Raw genomic sequence first — 15,830 nt, 5'->3', positions numbered from 1 at the left:
GCGCCGCGGGAAGAGGCGAGGGGCGGGTGGCGTTGCGTCAGAGTGAGTGCAACGCCGATTCCCGCACGCATGCCGGTAGAATCGGCCACAGACGAAGGGGCGTGCAGGTGAAGGATCTTGTCGACACGACGGAGATGTACCTCCGTACCATCTACGACCTTGAAGAGGAAGGCGTGGTGCCGCTGCGGGCACGTATTGCCGAGCGGCTCGAGCAGAGCGGTCCCACGGTGAGCCAGACGGTCGCCAGGATGGAACGCGACGGTCTCCTACTGGTGGCCGGTGACCGCCATCTCGAGTTGACCGACAAGGGTCGTGGACTCGCGATCGCCGTGATGCGCAAGCACCGGCTCGCCGAGCGACTGCTCGTCGATGTCATCGGACTCGACTGGGACCAGGTGCATGCCGAGGCCTGCCGCTGGGAGCACGTGATGAGCGAGGAGGTCGAGCGCCGTCTGGTCGAGGTGCTCAACAACCCCACCACCTCGCCCTATGGCAACCCGATCCCCGGCCTGGACGAACTCGGGCTGAACCGGCCCGCCGACAACGGCGAAACCCTGATCCGCCTGACCGATGTGCCGCCCGGGCAGCCCACCGCCGTGGTGGTGCGCAGGCTGGCCGAGCACGTGCAGTCCGATCCGGAGGTGATCGGCCGCCTCCGCGAGGCGGGCGTCGTCCCCGACGCACGCGTGACGGTGGAGACCAAGCCGGGTTCGGTGACGATCACCGTTCCTGGACACGAGGGTTTCGACCTGTCCGAGGAGATGGCGCACGCAGTCCAGGTCAAGCAGGTCTAGCGGCGTGCGACTCCTGGTCACCGGCGGTGCCGGCTATGTCGGCAGCGTGTGTGCCACCGTCCTGCTCGAACGCGGCCACGAGGTGGTCGTCGTCGACGATCTGTCCACCGGGAACGCGGATGCGGTACCGACCGGGGCCGAGTTCGTCGAGGGCGACGTCGCCGAGGTCGCCTCGTCCGTTCTCGGCGACGGGTCGACGGAGCCCCGCTTCGACGGCGTGCTGCACTTCGCGGCGCAGTCGCTCGTCGGCGAATCGGTCGTCGCGCCCGAAAAGTACTGGCGCGGAAACGTCGTCGCCACGATCGAACTCCTCGAGGCGATCCGGGTCTCCCGCACACCGAAGCTGGTCTTCTCCTCGACGGCCGCCACGTACGGCGAACCGGAGCGCTCCCCGATCACCGAGACGGATCCGACGAGGCCGACGAACCCCTACGGTGCCACGAAGCTGGCGATCGACCACGCGATCACCTCGTATGCCAACGCGTACGGGCTCGCCGCAACCAGCCTTCGCTACTTCAATGTCGCGGGAGCGTACCGAGGCGCCGGCGAAAACCGGTTGGTGGAAACACATCTCATCCCGCTCGTGCTGCAGGTTGCCCTCGGTCAGCGGGACAAGATCTCGGTCTTCGGCACCGACTGGCCGACCCAGGACGGCACCGCGGTCCGCGATTACATCCACGTCCTGGACCTCGCCGAGGCGCACCTGCTGGCGCTGGGGGCCGCGACCCCGGGCACACACAGCATCTACAACCTCGGCAGTGGGGCCGGTTTCAGTGTCCGCGAGGTGATCTCGGCCTGCCAGCGCGTCACCGGACTGCCGATCACCGTGGAGGACGCCCCGCGCCGTGCGGGCGATCCGGCGGTCCTCATCGCCTCCAGCGAGCGGGCCATCGCCGACCTCGGCTGGCAGCCGAAGCACACCGACCTCGACGAGATCGTCGCGGATGCCTGGGAGTTCTTGCAGCAGTTGGGCGACAGGTCGCACGCACACCGCGGCTGACCCACCCGTTCGACCTCCGATCACGCCGATACCACCCCACGGGCGGTATCGGCGTGCCAGGCTGCCACGATGAGTTTCTCCGTCCGCAGGCGCGGGTTCGTCCGCGCCCTGGTGGGTATCGCGATCGCGACCGTGGTGCTGCCGGCCCCGCTCGCGTCCGCGACCACCGGATCCGATGCCGGATCGACCACCGGATCGCTGCACTCGAGCGGGCTGGCCGAGGCCGTCCACCCGGACTGGATGGCCGGACTACCCGACGGGGCCGGGCTCGCGGATTTGTCGCTCCCCGGCACCCACGACACGATGGCCTCCGGGGCCTCCGTCTTCGCCCTCACCCAGGACGCCGATCTGCCGACCCAGCTGAGCGCCGGGGTCCGCGTCGTCGACATCCGCACCCGGCATTTCCGGAATGTCTTCCCCATCCATCACGGGATCGAGTACCTGAACTCGAACTTCACCGACGTGGTGGTCGCGCTCACCGACTTCCTGCGCGCCCATCCCTCCGAGGCGATCGTCATGCGACTCAAGGAGGAGGACACCCCGGCGGAGAACACTCGTAGCTATGAGGACACGCTGAACTGGTACATCGACGAGAACCCCGGGACCCGGGATCGGTTGCGCGAGCATCTGTGGCGCCCGTCCGATGGATACAGCGGAGGCCTGCCCGGCCTCGGCGAGGCCCGCGGCAAGCTCGTCGTGCTCCGGGACTTCGACGCGGTCGCGTGGCCAGGGCCGCGGTTCGGCGATGCGAGCATGGCGATCCAGGACACCTACGAGCTGACCGGCCTGGGCGACGTCGGCCGCAAGTGGGACCTGATCCGCGCACAGTTCGAACGAGCCCGCACCGGGTCCCCCGACCTCCTCTTCATCAACCACCTCAGCGCCACCGGGAACCCCGCCGCCCTGGTGACAGGCACGGTCCCGGTCACGGTCGCGCGCGGCATCCCCGGCGTCGTCGGGATCCTCCCCCGCACCCAGGAGTACCTGGAGACCGTCGGCCCCGGACGGCTGGGCGCGGTGATGGCCGACTTCCCGACCGCCGCACTTGTGACCGAGATCATCGAGCACAACTTCCGCTGACCTGCCACGACACTCAACCGCCGTCGATCGGCGGCGGCATCTGCACCCCGATCCTCGCCGCCTCCTCGAACCCGGTCACCGCGAGCCCCGAGATGGTCTCCGGCCGCATGCCGGACTGCAACGCGGCGTCGAGCATGCCCGCCAGCCGGTGCCGCGGGTTCGCCTCCAGCGCCGCGACGAGGGCCACCCCCGCCATCGGCCCGTCCCCGCGCGCGTAGGCGCTGTAGCCGAGCAGCGCCGCGGGCTCGGCCCGCTCCGGATCGGGCAGCGCCCGTGCCAGCAGGATCCACAGCTGCTCGGCCGCGTCGGCCTCGGCGGTCACCGCGAGCGACAGCAAGGCGTCGCGCACCCGCGGGTCCGACAGCGCCCTGGCCAGGTCCGCGAGGTCGTCGAGGTGCGGCGCCTGTCCGGAGGCCAGCTCCGCGATCCGGGTGAGCACCAGCCGCAGCGCGTCGCGCGGGCGCGAACGGCCGGTGGGCCGGCCGCGCAGCAGCTCCGCGACACGGGCGCGCTCCGACTCCGGCCGCGGGGCCACGACCGCCTCCAGTTCCTCGCGCGAGGACCGGATCGCGCGCCCGCCGAGCACCTGGGCGAGCGCGACGCCGGACGCGGCCGGGTCCGGGAGCCGTCCGCGACGGGGGTCGCCGCACAGCCCCCGCCATGGGCGTCCCGCCACGATCTCGGGGACGACGAGTGCTCCCACCAGAACGACGCCGCGAGCGCTCAGGTACAGCTCGAGTTCACCGACCACGGCGCGGTGCACGCCGGTCACCCGCCGCTCGTCGATGATCACCGCGATGACCGAGCCGATGTCCTCTCGCGCGCAGACGAGGGACATCCGTTCGATGGCCTCCCGGTCGAGCGGGCCGACCGCGCAGTCCGGCAGGTCGTGCCGCATCACCGCCCGCACCCTGGCAGGCCCGTCGCCGCCGTCGAGGCAGACGAGGACCAGCGAATGTGCGGGCCGAAAGCCCAGCATCGCGGGGATCGCCGCGATCAGGTCACCGGGGTCGCCGATTCGGACCGGCTGGCCCGGATGCATGGTTGTCATGGCCAGGACCATGCCGCCCCGATCCGACCGGGCCGCGGTCGCGACCTGCGGCTTCGCCGGGCCTGTGGACGGAAACCGGACTATCCACAGGCGCGGCCGGTCAGGCCGCGTTGACCCGCTGCACAGCCTCCGTGAACACCTGGTCCAGCACCACCGTGTCGGGCTTGCCGTCGCCGAACGACATGTAGGTCGCCGAAACCCGCACGTCATCGATCTGCGCGACGAGCGTGAGCATCGACTGGGTCACCTTCCCGGCACCCTTGCCCGAGGTCACGGTCTGTCGCATGGCGATGGTGTCGTCCGCGTTCAGCGGCGGCGCGGGCAGGATCTCGGTCCGCACGACCGCCTCGGCGCCGTCCTTGGTGGTGGTCACCTCCAGGCACCGCTCGATCTCCGTGGTGCGCTTGTCGAGCGGCAGATCCGATCGCATCAGCTCCACCGAGATGGTGGACCGGTTCGCGTTGTCGGTGCCGACGATCATCGCGGTACCGTCCGGGCCGTAGTCCTGGGCGGGCGGCTTGCACCCGGGCGGGTCGACCTTCGCACCCGGCGGGATCCCATCCAGGTCCGCGGCGGCCTGCGAGACTGCGTGTGGCGGCAACACGATCGCCTGGTAAGGCGCCGGAAAATCGGTGGGGGTCAACAACATCGACTCCAGGGTCGCATCCACCCGGCCGTCCTCGCCGGTCCCGTCGGCACCCGCCGACGACGAGGGGCCGGATGCGGACGAGGGGCCGGCGGCGGCCACCGGGCTCGCCATGCCGTCCACCGTGGACGAACACCCGGCGACACCCAGGCATGCGCCCATGGCGAGGCCCGCGATCAGGATGCGGCGCTTCAACGGAAAGTCCTCCAGTACTCGCGGGACACTGCCCCACCACTGTGCCACCTCCGCAGGCCGGGCCGCCGCAGGCCGGCTGCGGTGTCGTCGAACGGCAGTTCGCTGTCAGCACAAAACGCACACAAAATGCCGGTTCCGGGAATGAATGTGACGCCACGGCACGTTTTTCCGATATCGGATGTGGGTGCTCGCAGCCGGGTGGGGGACACTGAGAGTGAACGAAACGCGAAGGGATCACTGATGGACGATCAGTCGAGGATGTACGAGCTGGAATTCCCGGCGCCCCAGGTGTCCGCGGGCGACGGCCGAGGGCCGGTGCTGGTGCATGGTCTCGAGGGATTCTCCGACGCGGGACACGCGGTGAAGATCGCCACCACCCACCTGCGCGAGAGCCTGGAGACCGAACTCGTCGCGTCGTTCTCCGTGGATGAGCTGATCGATTATCGATCCCGTCGACCCACGATGACCTTCAAGGCGGATCACTTCTCCGACTACGACCAGCCGGAGCTCAACCTGTACGCGCTCCGCGACACCGCCGGAACGCCGTTTCTGCTGCTCGCGGGCCTGGAGCCCGATCTGAAGTGGGAACGGTTCACGACGGCGGTGCGGCTGCTCGCCGAGCAGCTCGGGGTGCGGCGCACCATCTCCCTCGGCGCGATCCCGATGGCGATCCCGCACACCCGCCCGCTCGGGGTGACGGCACATTCGACGAACAAGGACCTGATCGGCGAGAACCAGAGCTGGTCAGGGGAACTGCAGATCCCGGGCAGCGCCTCCGCGCTGCTGGAGCTGCGGATGGCTCAGCACGGTCACGAGTCGATGGGCTACTCGGTGCACGTGCCGCACTACCTGGCACAGACGGACTATCCGGCGGCCGCAGAGACGCTGCTGGAGAACCTCGGCGAGATCGCCGACCTGGAGCTGCCGCTGGCCGCCCTCGGCGAGGCGGCCGCCCGCGTCCGCGAGCAGGTCGACGCGCAGATCACCGGCAATGACGAGGTCCAGTCCGTCGTCTCCGCCCTCGAACGCCAGTACGACTCGTTCGTCGCGGCGCAGGAGCGCCAATCCACCCTGCTCGCCGGGGAGGCCGACCTGCCCAGCGGCGACGAACTCGGCGCGGAATTCGAGAAATTCCTCGCTGAACAGGCCGGACTGGACGAGAAGACCGACCGAGACGAGCCTGATCTGTGACTCGGTTGCACAGTTACCCGGCGGGCCGACCCCCTGAACTATACGATCGCCCAAGTCAGTGACTTAGGGGTCGGCACAGCCGGCGACAGAGGAGGCGACATGAGTGAACGCAAGGGCCGCGCCTTGCGGCCGGTTCCGAACACCGAACCGCGCCTCGTCTTCCGGACCGTGCACGGGTACCGGCGGGCCTTCCGGATGGCGGGCGAGGGTCCGCCGATCCTGCTGATCCACGGCATCGGCGACAACTCGTCGACCTGGAACGACATCATCCCGCACCTCGCCAAGCACTTCACGGTGATCGCGCCCGACCTGCTCGGCCACGGTCGTTCGGACAAGCCGCGTGCCGACTACTCCATCGCGGCCTACGCGAACGGGATGCGGGATCTGCTCACCGTGCTCGGCTACGACCGCGTCACGGTCATCGGCCATTCGCTTGGCGGCGGCGTCGCGCTGCAGTTCGCCTACCAGTTCCCGCAGATGATCGAACGCCTCGTGGTGGTCTCCACCGGGGGCGTGACCAAGGACGTCAACCCCGCGCTGCGCTTCGCCTCGCTGCCGATCGCGAACCAGTCGCTGCGCCTGCTGCAGGTCCCCGGCACCATCTCCGCCCTCGGGGTGCTCGGCAAGATCGCCGACCAGTTGTACCGCGGGCCCTTCAAGGCGGTGCGGGTCTTCCACGACGCACCCGACCTGGTGCGGGTACTCAGCGACCTGCCCGATCCCACCGCACGGGAGGCCTTCCTGCGCACCCTGCGCGCGGCCGTGGACTGGCGGGGACAGGCGATCACCATGTTGGATCGCTGTTACCTGACGGCCGACCTGCCGGTGCAGATCATCTGGGGCGACGTCGACTCGGTGATCCCGGTCAGCCACGCCCACCTCGCCCACTCCGCGATGCCGGGCTCACGCCTGGAGATCTTCCGCGGTAGCGGCCATTTCCCGTACCACGACGATCCCATCCGGTTCCTGCAGGTGGTCGAGGACTTCATCGCGAGCACCGCGCCGCTGGAGTTCGATCCGGCAAAGTGGCGGCAGATGCTCGTCGACGGCGTCGGCGAATCGCAGATCACCGGCACCGATTCCACCCGCGAGGCCGTGCTGGAGGCGATGGGCTCGGACGAGCGCAGCGCGACCTGACTCCGGCCAGGCCGTAACCTGGGTCGGTGCTGCTCTCCGACCTGGTCCCCACGAGTCCCGATGCCGACTCGCTCTTCGACGCCTTCTCACGGTGGACTGCCGAACAGGGCCTGACCCTGTATCCGGCGCAGGAGGAGTCGCTGATCGAGGTCGTCTCGGGCGCGAACGTCATCCTGTCGACACCGACGGGGTCCGGCAAGTCGATGGTCGCGATCGGCGCCCATTTCGCGGCGCTCGCCGAGGGCAGGCGGACCTACTACACCGCACCGATCAAGGCGCTGGTGAGCGAGAAGTTCTTCGCCCTCTGCGAGGTGTTCGGCGCCGAGAACGTGGGCATGATGACCGGCGACGCCTCGGTCAACGCAGGCGCGCCGATCATCTGCGCCACCGCGGAGATCGTGGCGAACCTGGCGCTGCGGCAGGGCGCCGACTCCGACATCGGCCAGGTCGTGATGGACGAGTTCCACTACTACTCCGAGCCGGACCGCGGATGGGCCTGGCAGGTCCCGCTGATCGAACTCCCGCACGCCCAGTTCCTGCTGATGTCCGCGACGCTCGGTGACGTCTCGTTCTTCCAGGAGGACCTGACCCGCCGGACCGGGCGCCCGACAACGCTGGTCGGCGGCACCGAACGGCCGGTGCCGCTGTCCTTCTCGTATGCCCGCTCCCCCATCGGCGAGACCATCGAGGAGCTGGCCACCACCAACCAGGCGCCCGTGTACGTGGTGCACTTCACCCAGGCCGCGGCGCTCGAACGGGCGCAGGCGTTGACCAGTGTCAACATGAGCAGCCGGGAGGAAAAGGACGCCATCGCGGAGGCGATCGGGAGTTTCCGGTTCAGCACCGGCTTCGGAAAGACGTTGTCCCGCTTGGTCCGGCACGGCATCGGCGTGCACCACGCAGGCATGCTGCCCAAGTACCGCCGACTCATCGAGAAGCTCGCACAGGACGGGCTGCTCAAGGTCATCTGCGGAACCGACACCCTCGGCGTCGGCATCAACGTGCCGATCCGGACCGTGCTGCTGACCGGGCTCACCAAGTACGACGGCACCCGGACGCGGCACCTGCGGGCCCGCGAGTTCCATCAGATCGCGGGCCGGGCGGGCCGGGCCGGCTACGACACCATGGGCACCGTGGTGGTGCAGGCCCCGGAGTACGAGATCGAGAACCACCGGCTCGTGGCGCGGGCGGGCGACGACCCGAAGAAGCTCAAGAAGATCCAGCGCAAGAAGCCGCCGGAGGGCTTTGTGTCCTGGGGAGAACCGACGTTCGAGCGACTCGTCTCCGCGTCCCCCGAGCAGCTCACGTCCCGGTTCCGGGTCTCGAACTCGATGCTGCTCAACGTGATCGCCCGCCCGGGCAACTGCTTCGACGCGATGCGTCACCTCCTCGAGGACAGCCACGAGACCCGTCCCCAGCAGCGCAAGCACATCCTCCGGGCGATCGCGCTGTACCGGGGGCTGCTCCAGGCCGGCATCGTCGAGCAGCTCGATGCGCCGGACCCGGACGGGTCATGGGCCAGGCTGACGGTGGACCTGCAGCGCGACTTCGCACTCAACCAGCCGCTGTCGCCCTTCGCGCTTGCCGCGATCGAACTGCTCGACCAGGAGTCGGTGACCTACGCCCTCGACGTGGTGTCGGTGATCGAGTCCACCCTGGACGACCCCCGCCAGATCCTGATGGGCCAGCAGCACCACGCCCGCGGTGAGGCGGTCGCGCAGATGAAGGCCGACGGCATCGAGTACGACGAGCGGATGGAGCTGCTCGAGGAGATCACCTGGCCGAAACCGTTGGAGGAACTGCTCTATCCCGCGTTCGAGATGTACCGCGGCGGGCACCCATGGGTCTCCGAGTTCTCCCTCTCCCCCAAGTCGGTGGTGCGGGACATGGTGGAGAACGTGATGACCTTCGCCGAGCTGGTCAGCCACTACGGGCTTGCCCGCTCCGAGGGCCTGGTGCTGCGCTATCTCGCCGACGCCTACCGGGCGCTGCGTCAGACCGTGCCCGACGCGGCCCGCACCGAGGAACTCGAGGACATCACCGAGTGGCTGGGCGAGCTGATCCGCCAGGTCGACTCGTCGCTGCTGGACGAGTGGGAGCAGCTCACCAATCCCGGCGTGGAGTCCGACGATCAGCAGATCGCGTTCGGCGCCGACGTCCCGCGCCCGGTCTCCGCGAACACCAGGGCCTTCAAGGTGATGATCCGCAACGCGATGTTCAAGCGGATCGAGCTGGCCTCGCGCAAGCGCTGGGACGCGCTCGCCGAACTCGGCGACGGACTGGAGTCGGAGGACTGGTCCGATCTCATGGAGCTGTACTTCGACGAGTACGACGAGATCGGCACCGGACCCGATGCCAGGGGACCGCAACTGTTCTCGGTCCAGGTGGAGCCGGAGCTGTGGCGGGTGCGCCAGACCATCGCCGATCCGCAGGGCGATCACGGTTGGGCGCTGGTCGGCGAGGTGAACCTGGCGGAGTCGGACGCGGCAGGCGAGGTGGTGTTCGACGAGTTCGAGGTCGTCGAGGGGTGAGCGCGATGCTGCTGCGGGGGGCTCGGTTGGCGCCCGGCGAGGCGCCGACGGATTTGATGGTCATCGGCGACCGGATCGCCGGCGACGGTTCCGCCGCGTCGGACGTCGTCGATCTCGGTGGGCGGCTGGTGCTCCCGGGTCTGTGGGACGCGCACGTGCACCTCGACCAGTGGGCACTCTCGCGCGCCGCGCTCGACGTGTCGGGGGCGACCTCGGCCGCGCACGCCGTTCGACTGATCGCCGAGCATCTGCCGTCCGCCGACACCGACGTCGTCGTCGCGCACGGGTTCCGGGACGGCCTGTGGCCGGACTCCCCCACCGCCGCGCTGCTGGACGCGGCCACCGCGGACCGCCCGGTCGTCGCGTTGAGCGGCGACCTGCACAGCGGGTGGTTCAACACCGCTGCGCTGCGGCGCTTCTCGCTCGCGCCGCACCCGAGCGGCCTGCTCACCGAGACCGAGTTCATGCCCATCATGAACGACGTGCAGCGCGTCGACCCGGCGGTGCTCGATCGCCGGGTCGACGCTGCGGTACGGGCCGCGGCCGCGCGCGGGGTGGTCGAGGTGACGGACTTCGAGATCGCCGACAACCGCGCGGTGTGGGCGCGGCGTATCGCCGCGGGCACCGACCTGCTGCGGGTTCGGTGCGGCGTCTGGCCGCGGTGGCTCGACCAGGCGATCGCCGACGGTGCGGGCACCGGGGACCCGGTGCCCGGCACCCGCGGGCTGGCGACGGTCGGGCCGATGAAGGTGATCGTGGACGGATCGCTCGGCACCAGGACCGCGTACTGCCACGACCCGTATCCGGGCGGCGGGCACGGGGTGCTGTCGGTGCCGCCGCGCGAGTTGATCGGGCTGATGTCGCGGGCCACCGGTCACGGGCTCGAGTGCGCGATCCACGCGATCGGCGACCAGGCCTGCGAGCACGTGCTCGACGCCTTCGCGGCCACGGGTGCACGCGGGTCCGTCGAGCACGCGCAACTGGTGGCGGAGAAGGACTTTCGGCGCTTCGCCGAGCTGGGCGTGACCGCGAGCGTCCAGCCCGCCCACGTACACGACGATGCGGACCTGGCCGAACGTTACTGGCCCGGCCGCACCGGCCGGGCGTTCCCGTACGGCACCCTGCTGTCCTCGGGCGTGCGGTTGGCGTTGGGCTCGGATGCTCCGGTGGCGCCGCTGGACCCGTGGCTTACCCTCGCCGCCGCGGTGGACCGCACCCTGCCGGACGGCCGGGCGTGGCACCGCGAGCACGAGATCCCGTGGGAGGTTGCCCTCGCCGCGTCGACCGGCGGCCGCATGCGGGTCACGACCGGCGACCTCGCGGACCTGGTGGTGCTGGACACCGACGATCTTCCGACCACCGGCGCCCGCCTGGCCTCGATGCCCGTGTGGGGCACGATGCTCGGCGGGCGGTGGACCTACGAACCGGCGGCCTAGCCCTCGTTCGGGTGGTGGATCGGCTTCGCGAACCGCTGCTTGCGGTTCGACTGCTCGCGCCGGGTCGCCTGCTGCTCCTTGATCCGCTTCTCGTCCTTGCGGACCTCCACCAGCGACTTGCGCTCTGCCTGCAGCCAGTCCGGCTGATCGGCGAGCAGCGCCTCGATCTGAGCGGTCGTCAGCGCCTCCTCCACGCCGCCGCGGGCCAGCCCGGCAATCGAAACACCGAGCTTGTCGGCGACCACGGACTTCGGGTGCGGGCCGTCGGCGCGCAGGTCGATCAGCCACTGCGGCGGGTTGGTACGCAGCTCGGCGAGCTCGTCGCGAGTCACCACACCATCGCGGAACTCGGCGGGGGTTGCCTCGAGGTAGACGTCCAGCTTCTTCGCGGCGGTCGCCGGCTTCATCGTCTGGGGTGTCTTCTGCGCGCTCATGGGGTTCAGCCTATCGAGCTGCCACCCGAGCTCCCCGCCCCGGTAGCCTGGCGGAATGACCGAGCCCGATGCGCCCACCCCGTTCCGGCTCGCCTATGTGCCCGGCGTCACGCCGTCCAAGTGGGTGCGGATCTGGGGCGAACGCCACCCCGACGTCCGGCTGGAGCTGGTCGTCACGACCGCGGCCGACGCGCCGACCCTGCTGCGTGACGGCCTCGCGGACGCCGGCCTGGTGCGGCTGCCGATCGACAGCGGCGGCCTGAGCGTGATCGCGCTCTACGAGGAGACCCCGGTCGTGGTGGTGCCGAAGGACCACGTGGTCACCGCGGCCGACGCCGTGTCGACGGCGGACCTGGAGGGCGAGATCGTGCTGCACCCGCTCGACGACGCCCTGGACTGGCAGTCGCTGCCGGGGACGCCGGCGGCCCAGCGGCCCGCCACCACCGCCGACGCGATCGAGCTGGTCGCGGCCGGGATCGGGGTGCTGGTGCTGCCGCAGTCGCTGGCCCGGCTGCACCACCGCAAAGACCTCACCTACCGCACCGTCACCGATGCGCCGGAGTCGCCCGTCGCGCTGGCCTGGCCGCAGGACGCGACCACGGACCGGGTTGAGGAGTTCGTCGGGATCGTGCGCGGGCGCAGCGTCAACAGCTCCCGCGGTCGCGACGCGCAGGAGCCCGCCCCCAAGCGCACCGCCTCCCAGAAGGCCGCCGCGAAACAAGCCGCGCGCGTCAAGGCGGGCAAGAACCCGACCCCCCGGAACACCAAGGGCGGCAAGCCCGCCAAGCGCGGCAGGCGCTGACGCGCCCGTGCGCGGTTGACGAGTCCTGACACTCGTCAACCGCGCACAGGCGGCGCAGCCGCCTAGACCTCGATGATCATCGCGATGCCCTGGCCACCGCCGCCACAGAGGGCCGCCGCGCCCTTGCCGCCGCCGCGCGCCTTGAGCGAATGCGCCAGGGAGAGGACGATCCGCGCGCCGGACATGCCGACCGGGTGCCCGACCGCGATGGCACCGCCGTGGATGTTGACCTTGTCCGCGGCGACGCCGAGCTGACGCATCGACGCGATCGCGACACCGGCGAAGGCCTCGTTGATCTCGAGCAGGTCGAGGTCGGCGACGGTGGTCTCGCCGTCACGCTTCAGCGCCGCCTCGATGGCGTTGGCGGGCTGGTGCAGCAGGGAGGTGTCGGGGCCCGCGACGAGGGCGTGCGCCTTGATCTCCGCGATCCACTCGATGCCGCGGGCCTCCGCGACGTCCTTGCGCATCACGATGACCGCGGCTGCGCCGTCAGACAGCTGCGAGGACGCGCCCGCGGTGATGGTGCCGTCCTTCGCGAACGCCGGACGGAGCTTGCCAAGGGAGTCCACGGTGGTCCCCGCGCGGATGCCCTCGTCGTCGGCGACGGTGACGGCGCCCTTGCGGGACGCGATCTCCACCGGCGCGATCTCGGCCGCGAACGCGCCCGACTCGGTCGCGGCGGCGGCGAGGCGGTGCGACCGGGCCGCGAACTCGTCCTGCTCGGCGCGGCTGATGTTCTCCGAGGCCTGGTAGCTCTCGGTGGACGCGCCCATCGACACGCCGTCGAACGCGCACACCAGAGCGTCGCGGTCGAGGGCGTCCTCGAAGCCGGTGGTGCCGTACTTCAGTCCGGTCCTTGCGCCGCGCACCAGGTACGGCGCGTTCGTCATCGACTCCATGCCGCCCGCGACCACGACATCGGCGGCGCCGGTGGCGATCAGCCGGTCGGCCTGCATGATCGCCTCGAGGCCGGACAGGCAGAGGTTGTTCACGGTGGTGGCGGGCACCGTCATCGGCAGGCCTGCTGCGACCGCCGCCTGCCGCGCCGGGTTCGGGCCGACACCGGCCTGCACCACGGTGCCCATCACCACTGCGTCGACACCGTCGGTACCGAGGCCGCTGCGTTCGAGGGCGGCGGCGATCGCCCGCCCACCCAACTCCGCCGCCGTCAGCGACGCCAGCGCGCCGGAGAGCTTGCCGATCGGGGTCCTGGCCCCTGCCACGATGACACTGGTGCTCACGCCTGAATCTCCTTCGTCGTTCGATCACCGCACACGGGTGCGGGTTCGATCCATCGTCCCATCCGCTCCCCTGGGCGACCGTCGTGGGCGGTGACGGCCTCAGCGTTCCCCGTCGACGCGGTAGCGGATCAGGCGGGAACTGTTGGCGACCACGGCGACCGAGGACGCGTTGTGCAGGATCGCCGCGAACACCGGGGACAACGCGCCGCCCGCCCCGACCAGCAGGCCGAGCGCGTTGACGGCGATGGACATCGAGTAGTTCTGCCGGATCAGGCGGACCGCGTGACCGCCGAGGTCGCGGACCTCGAGCAGTCGGGTCAGATCGTCGCTCGCGAGCGCGACGTCGGCGGTCTCGACGGCGACGTCCGTACCCGCCAGGCCCATCGCTATCCCGATGTCGGCCGCGGCGAGCGCCGGTGCGTCATTGGTGCCGTCGCCGACCATCGCGACCACATGGCCCTCCGCCCGCAGCCGCTGCACGACCTCGAGCTTGTCGTCGGGGAGCACCTCGGCCCGCCACTCCTCGATACCCAGCTCCGTGGCGACCGCGGCGGCCGTCTCCGGATGGTCGCCGGTGAGCATGATCACCCGCCGCGCCCCGGTGGCCCGCAATCGGTCCAGGACCGACTGCGCCTCCGGTCGCAGCTCGTCGCGCAGGCTGATCAGGCCGACCAGCCTGCCGTCGACGGCCAGCAGCAGCGGAGTCTCCGCCCGGCGACGTAACCTGCCGACCCAGTCGGCGGCCCGTTTCGACACCCGCACGTTCTCCGATTCGAGCAGCGACACGCTGCCGAGCAGCAGTGTCCTGCCGTCGGCCCAGGTGCGCATGCCCAGCCCGACGAGCACCTCGCACTCCTGGTGCGGCGGGATCTCGATGTGCCGTTCCGCCGTCGATCGCAGCACCGCCTCGGCCAGCGGATGCCGCGAGTGGATCTCGGAGCTCGCGGCGTAGGCCAGCACCTGATCGGGTCGCCAGTCCCTCGCCAACGCGACGATATTGGTCACCACGGGCCTGCCGACGGTCAGGGTTCCCGTCTTGTCGAAGACGAACGCGTCCACCCGGCCTGCGTCCTCGAGGTGCGAGCCGCCCTTGATGAGGATCCCCCGCCGGGCGCCGTTGCCGATGGCCGCGCTGATCGCCGTCGGCGTCGCGAGCCCGACCGCGCACGGGCAGGCGACCAGCAGCATGGTCATCGCCCGGCGTACGTCCCGCGTCACCGCCAGTGTCAGCGCGGAGAGTACGAAGGAGGCGGGGACGAACCGGCGCGAGAAGTTCTCCCCCACCGTCTGGATCGCGGCCCGGTCCTCCTGCGCCGCCTCGACGCGGGTGATGATCCGACCGATGGTGGTGTCGTCACCGACCGCGTCCGCACGCACCACCAGCCTGCCCCGCATCACGACCGAGCCGGCGTGCACCCTTGCCCCCGCGACGATGCTCGCGGGCAGCGTCTCGCCGGTGATCGCGGACCGGTCGACGATGGCCTCACCCTCGATCACGATCCCGTCGACCGCGAGGGCGACGTGCTCGTGCACGATCACCTCGTCGCCGATCTCCAGTGCGTCGATCCCGACCTGGACCTCGCTCCCGTCGGCGGTCCGGACCCAGGCGGTGTCCTGGGTGCCCTTGAGCAGGTCCGAGATGGCGCGTCGGGTGCGGCGCAGGGTCAGATCCTGAAGGTACTCACCGATGTTCAGGAGCCACAGCACGGTGAGGGCGACGACGTTCTCGCGGAGCACGAGGCTGGCGACGGTCGCGGCCGAGACCAGCGCGTCGGTGCCGGGCGCCCTGCTGCCGCGCAGCGCCCGCAGCGCCCCACGCAGGAAGGGGTATCCCGTGAACACCGTCGCCCCGGTGGCCACGGCGCGTCCGGTGGGGCCGAGCAGCGCGGGCCTCCCGAGTGCGTACCTGCGGAAACCGAGCAGCACCAGCGCCACCCCGCCGACCGCCATCCGCACGACGTCGGCGTTGCCGATGTCGGCGGAGGTGGGCGCCCGATCCGGCACCAGGGCGTCGGGGATGAGCCTGCTGTCGCGGATGGCCGCCGCGAATCCGTCCCGGTCGGCGGTGCGGGGCGAGTACCAGATGACAATCGAGGCGGTGCGCGGATAGGCGTGCACGGCCCGCACCCCGGTCAGGGCGCCGACGGCGTCCTCGACTGCGACCGCCCGTGGCCTGCTGCCCCGCAGCCACGGCGCGTGCATCCGCACCCGCCCACCGGCATCGGAGAGGACGGTCAGGTCTCCGACCGCGGTCGGAACCTGATGCAGGACTGCCGGTTCCGCGGACATCTC

Annotated in this window: 13 protein-coding genes; 8 read left to right on the top strand and 5 right to left on the bottom strand. The window is 70.5% G+C overall.

The features are described from left to right. The first annotated feature begins 107 nt into the window (after nucleotides 1-107). The 3 genes from JOE46_RS02785 (at nucleotide 108) to JOE46_RS02775 (ending at nucleotide 2,874) form a co-directional block, all read left to right on the top strand. On the top strand, nucleotides 108-794 hold the full coding sequence (locus JOE46_RS02785) for a metal-dependent transcriptional regulator (protein WP_077043633.1): 687 nt from the start codon (nucleotides 108-110) through the stop codon (nucleotides 792-794). A gap of 4 nt (nucleotides 795-798) precedes the next feature. Next, on the top strand, nucleotides 799-1,794 hold the full coding sequence (gene galE / locus JOE46_RS02780) for a UDP-glucose 4-epimerase GalE (RefSeq protein WP_097211252.1): 996 nt from the start codon (nucleotides 799-801) through the stop codon (nucleotides 1,792-1,794). A gap of 69 nt (nucleotides 1,795-1,863) precedes the next feature. Beyond that, entirely contained in the window at nucleotides 1,864-2,874 is a 1,011-nt protein-coding gene (locus JOE46_RS02775) for a phosphatidylinositol-specific phospholipase C (RefSeq protein ID WP_245220906.1), read from the top strand. A 13-nt stretch (nucleotides 2,875-2,887) separates the two neighbouring features. Here the strand turns inward: JOE46_RS02775 and JOE46_RS02770 are convergent, their stop codons facing one another. Beyond that, nucleotides 2,888-3,925: a DUF4192 domain-containing protein gene (locus JOE46_RS02770; RefSeq protein WP_097211341.1), complete on the bottom strand. Its 1,038-nt coding sequence runs from the start codon at nucleotides 3,923-3,925 to the stop codon at nucleotides 2,888-2,890. A gap of 100 nt (nucleotides 3,926-4,025) precedes the next feature. Next, nucleotides 4,026-4,733, bottom strand: coding sequence for a DUF5642 family protein (locus tag JOE46_RS02765; RefSeq protein WP_097211340.1), 708 nt, complete (start codon nucleotides 4,731-4,733; stop codon nucleotides 4,026-4,028). Nucleotides 4,734-5,006: 273 nt separating this feature from the next. Between JOE46_RS02765 and JOE46_RS02760 the strand changes: the two genes are divergently transcribed. From JOE46_RS02760 to JOE46_RS02745, 4 genes are all read left to right on the top strand, one after another. Next, complete coding sequence (locus tag JOE46_RS02760) at nucleotides 5,007-5,957, top strand: proteasome assembly chaperone family protein (RefSeq protein WP_097211251.1); 951 nt, start codon at nucleotides 5,007-5,009, stop codon at nucleotides 5,955-5,957. A gap of 99 nt (nucleotides 5,958-6,056) precedes the next feature. Then, nucleotides 6,057-7,094, top strand: coding sequence for an alpha/beta fold hydrolase (locus JOE46_RS02755; RefSeq protein ID WP_097211250.1), 1,038 nt, complete (start codon nucleotides 6,057-6,059; stop codon nucleotides 7,092-7,094). A gap of 26 nt (nucleotides 7,095-7,120) precedes the next feature. Next, nucleotides 7,121-9,625 carry an RNA helicase gene (locus JOE46_RS02750; protein ID WP_097211249.1) on the top strand — a complete coding sequence of 835 codons (2,505 nt, stop codon included), beginning with the start codon at nucleotides 7,121-7,123 and terminating at the stop codon, nucleotides 9,623-9,625. A 5-nt stretch (nucleotides 9,626-9,630) separates the two neighbouring features. After that, nucleotides 9,631-11,061 (top strand): amidohydrolase, encoded by a 1,431-nt coding sequence (locus JOE46_RS02745; protein ID WP_209928924.1) that lies wholly within the window; start codon nucleotides 9,631-9,633, stop codon nucleotides 11,059-11,061. Here the strand turns inward: JOE46_RS02745 and JOE46_RS02740 are convergent. Next, complete coding sequence (locus JOE46_RS02740) at nucleotides 11,058-11,495, bottom strand: DUF5997 family protein (RefSeq protein WP_209926173.1); 438 nt, start codon at nucleotides 11,493-11,495, stop codon at nucleotides 11,058-11,060. The genes JOE46_RS02745 and JOE46_RS02740 overlap by 4 nt on opposite strands. Before the next feature lie 55 nt (nucleotides 11,496-11,550). Here JOE46_RS02740 and JOE46_RS02735 point away from each other — a divergent pair, with 55 nt between their 5' ends. After that, nucleotides 11,551-12,297, top strand: coding sequence for a LysR substrate-binding domain-containing protein (locus tag JOE46_RS02735; RefSeq protein ID WP_209926171.1), 747 nt, complete (start codon nucleotides 11,551-11,553; stop codon nucleotides 12,295-12,297). Nucleotides 12,298-12,359: 62 nt separating this feature from the next. On the opposite strand, the gene JOE46_RS02730 is transcribed toward JOE46_RS02735, so the two are convergent. Both JOE46_RS02730 and JOE46_RS02725 read right to left on the bottom strand, forming a co-directional pair. Further along, complete coding sequence (locus tag JOE46_RS02730) at nucleotides 12,360-13,538, bottom strand: acetyl-CoA C-acyltransferase (protein ID WP_097211246.1); 1,179 nt, start codon at nucleotides 13,536-13,538, stop codon at nucleotides 12,360-12,362. A 99-nt stretch (nucleotides 13,539-13,637) separates the two neighbouring features. Next, complete coding sequence (locus JOE46_RS02725) at nucleotides 13,638-15,827, bottom strand: cation-translocating P-type ATPase (protein ID WP_209926169.1); 2,190 nt, start codon at nucleotides 15,825-15,827, stop codon at nucleotides 13,638-13,640. Nucleotides 15,828-15,830: the final 3 nt, after the last annotated feature.

Source organism: Rhodococcus sp. PvR099 (genome assembly GCF_017833315.1).
GTDB classification, from domain to species: domain Bacteria; phylum Actinomycetota; class Actinomycetes; order Mycobacteriales; family Mycobacteriaceae; genus Rhodococcus_G; species Rhodococcus_G oryzae.
The sequence above is the reverse complement of the archived record's forward strand: the minus strand, read 5'-3'. Positions and strand labels throughout refer to the sequence as shown.

What these genes read in the sequence shown, in the direction of transcription:
- JOE46_RS02775 (WP_245220906.1), top strand. Translation starts at nt 1,864, where the DNA reads ATGAGTTTCTCCGTCCGCAGGCGCGGGTTCGTCCGCGCCCTGGTGGGT.
- JOE46_RS02770 (WP_097211341.1), bottom strand. Translation starts at nt 3,925, where the DNA reads ATGACAACCATGCATCCGGGCCAGCCGGTCCGAATCGGCGACCCCGGT.
- JOE46_RS02765 (WP_097211340.1), bottom strand. Translation starts at nt 4,733, where the DNA reads ATGGGCGCATGCCTGGGTGTCGCCGGGTGTTCGTCCACGGTGGACGGC.
- JOE46_RS02760 (WP_097211251.1), top strand. Translation starts at nt 5,007, where the DNA reads ATGGACGATCAGTCGAGGATGTACGAGCTGGAATTCCCGGCGCCCCAG.
- JOE46_RS02755 (WP_097211250.1), top strand. Translation starts at nt 6,057, where the DNA reads ATGAGTGAACGCAAGGGCCGCGCCTTGCGGCCGGTTCCGAACACCGAA.
- JOE46_RS02745 (WP_209928924.1), top strand. Translation starts at nt 9,631, where the DNA reads ATGCTGCTGCGGGGGGCTCGGTTGGCGCCCGGCGAGGCGCCGACGGAT.
- JOE46_RS02740 (WP_209926173.1), bottom strand. Translation starts at nt 11,495, where the DNA reads ATGAGCGCGCAGAAGACACCCCAGACGATGAAGCCGGCGACCGCCGCG.
- JOE46_RS02735 (WP_209926171.1), top strand. Translation starts at nt 11,551, where the DNA reads ATGACCGAGCCCGATGCGCCCACCCCGTTCCGGCTCGCCTATGTGCCC.
- JOE46_RS02725 (WP_209926169.1), bottom strand. Translation starts at nt 15,827, where the DNA reads ATGTCCGCGGAACCGGCAGTCCTGCATCAGGTTCCGACCGCGGTCGGA.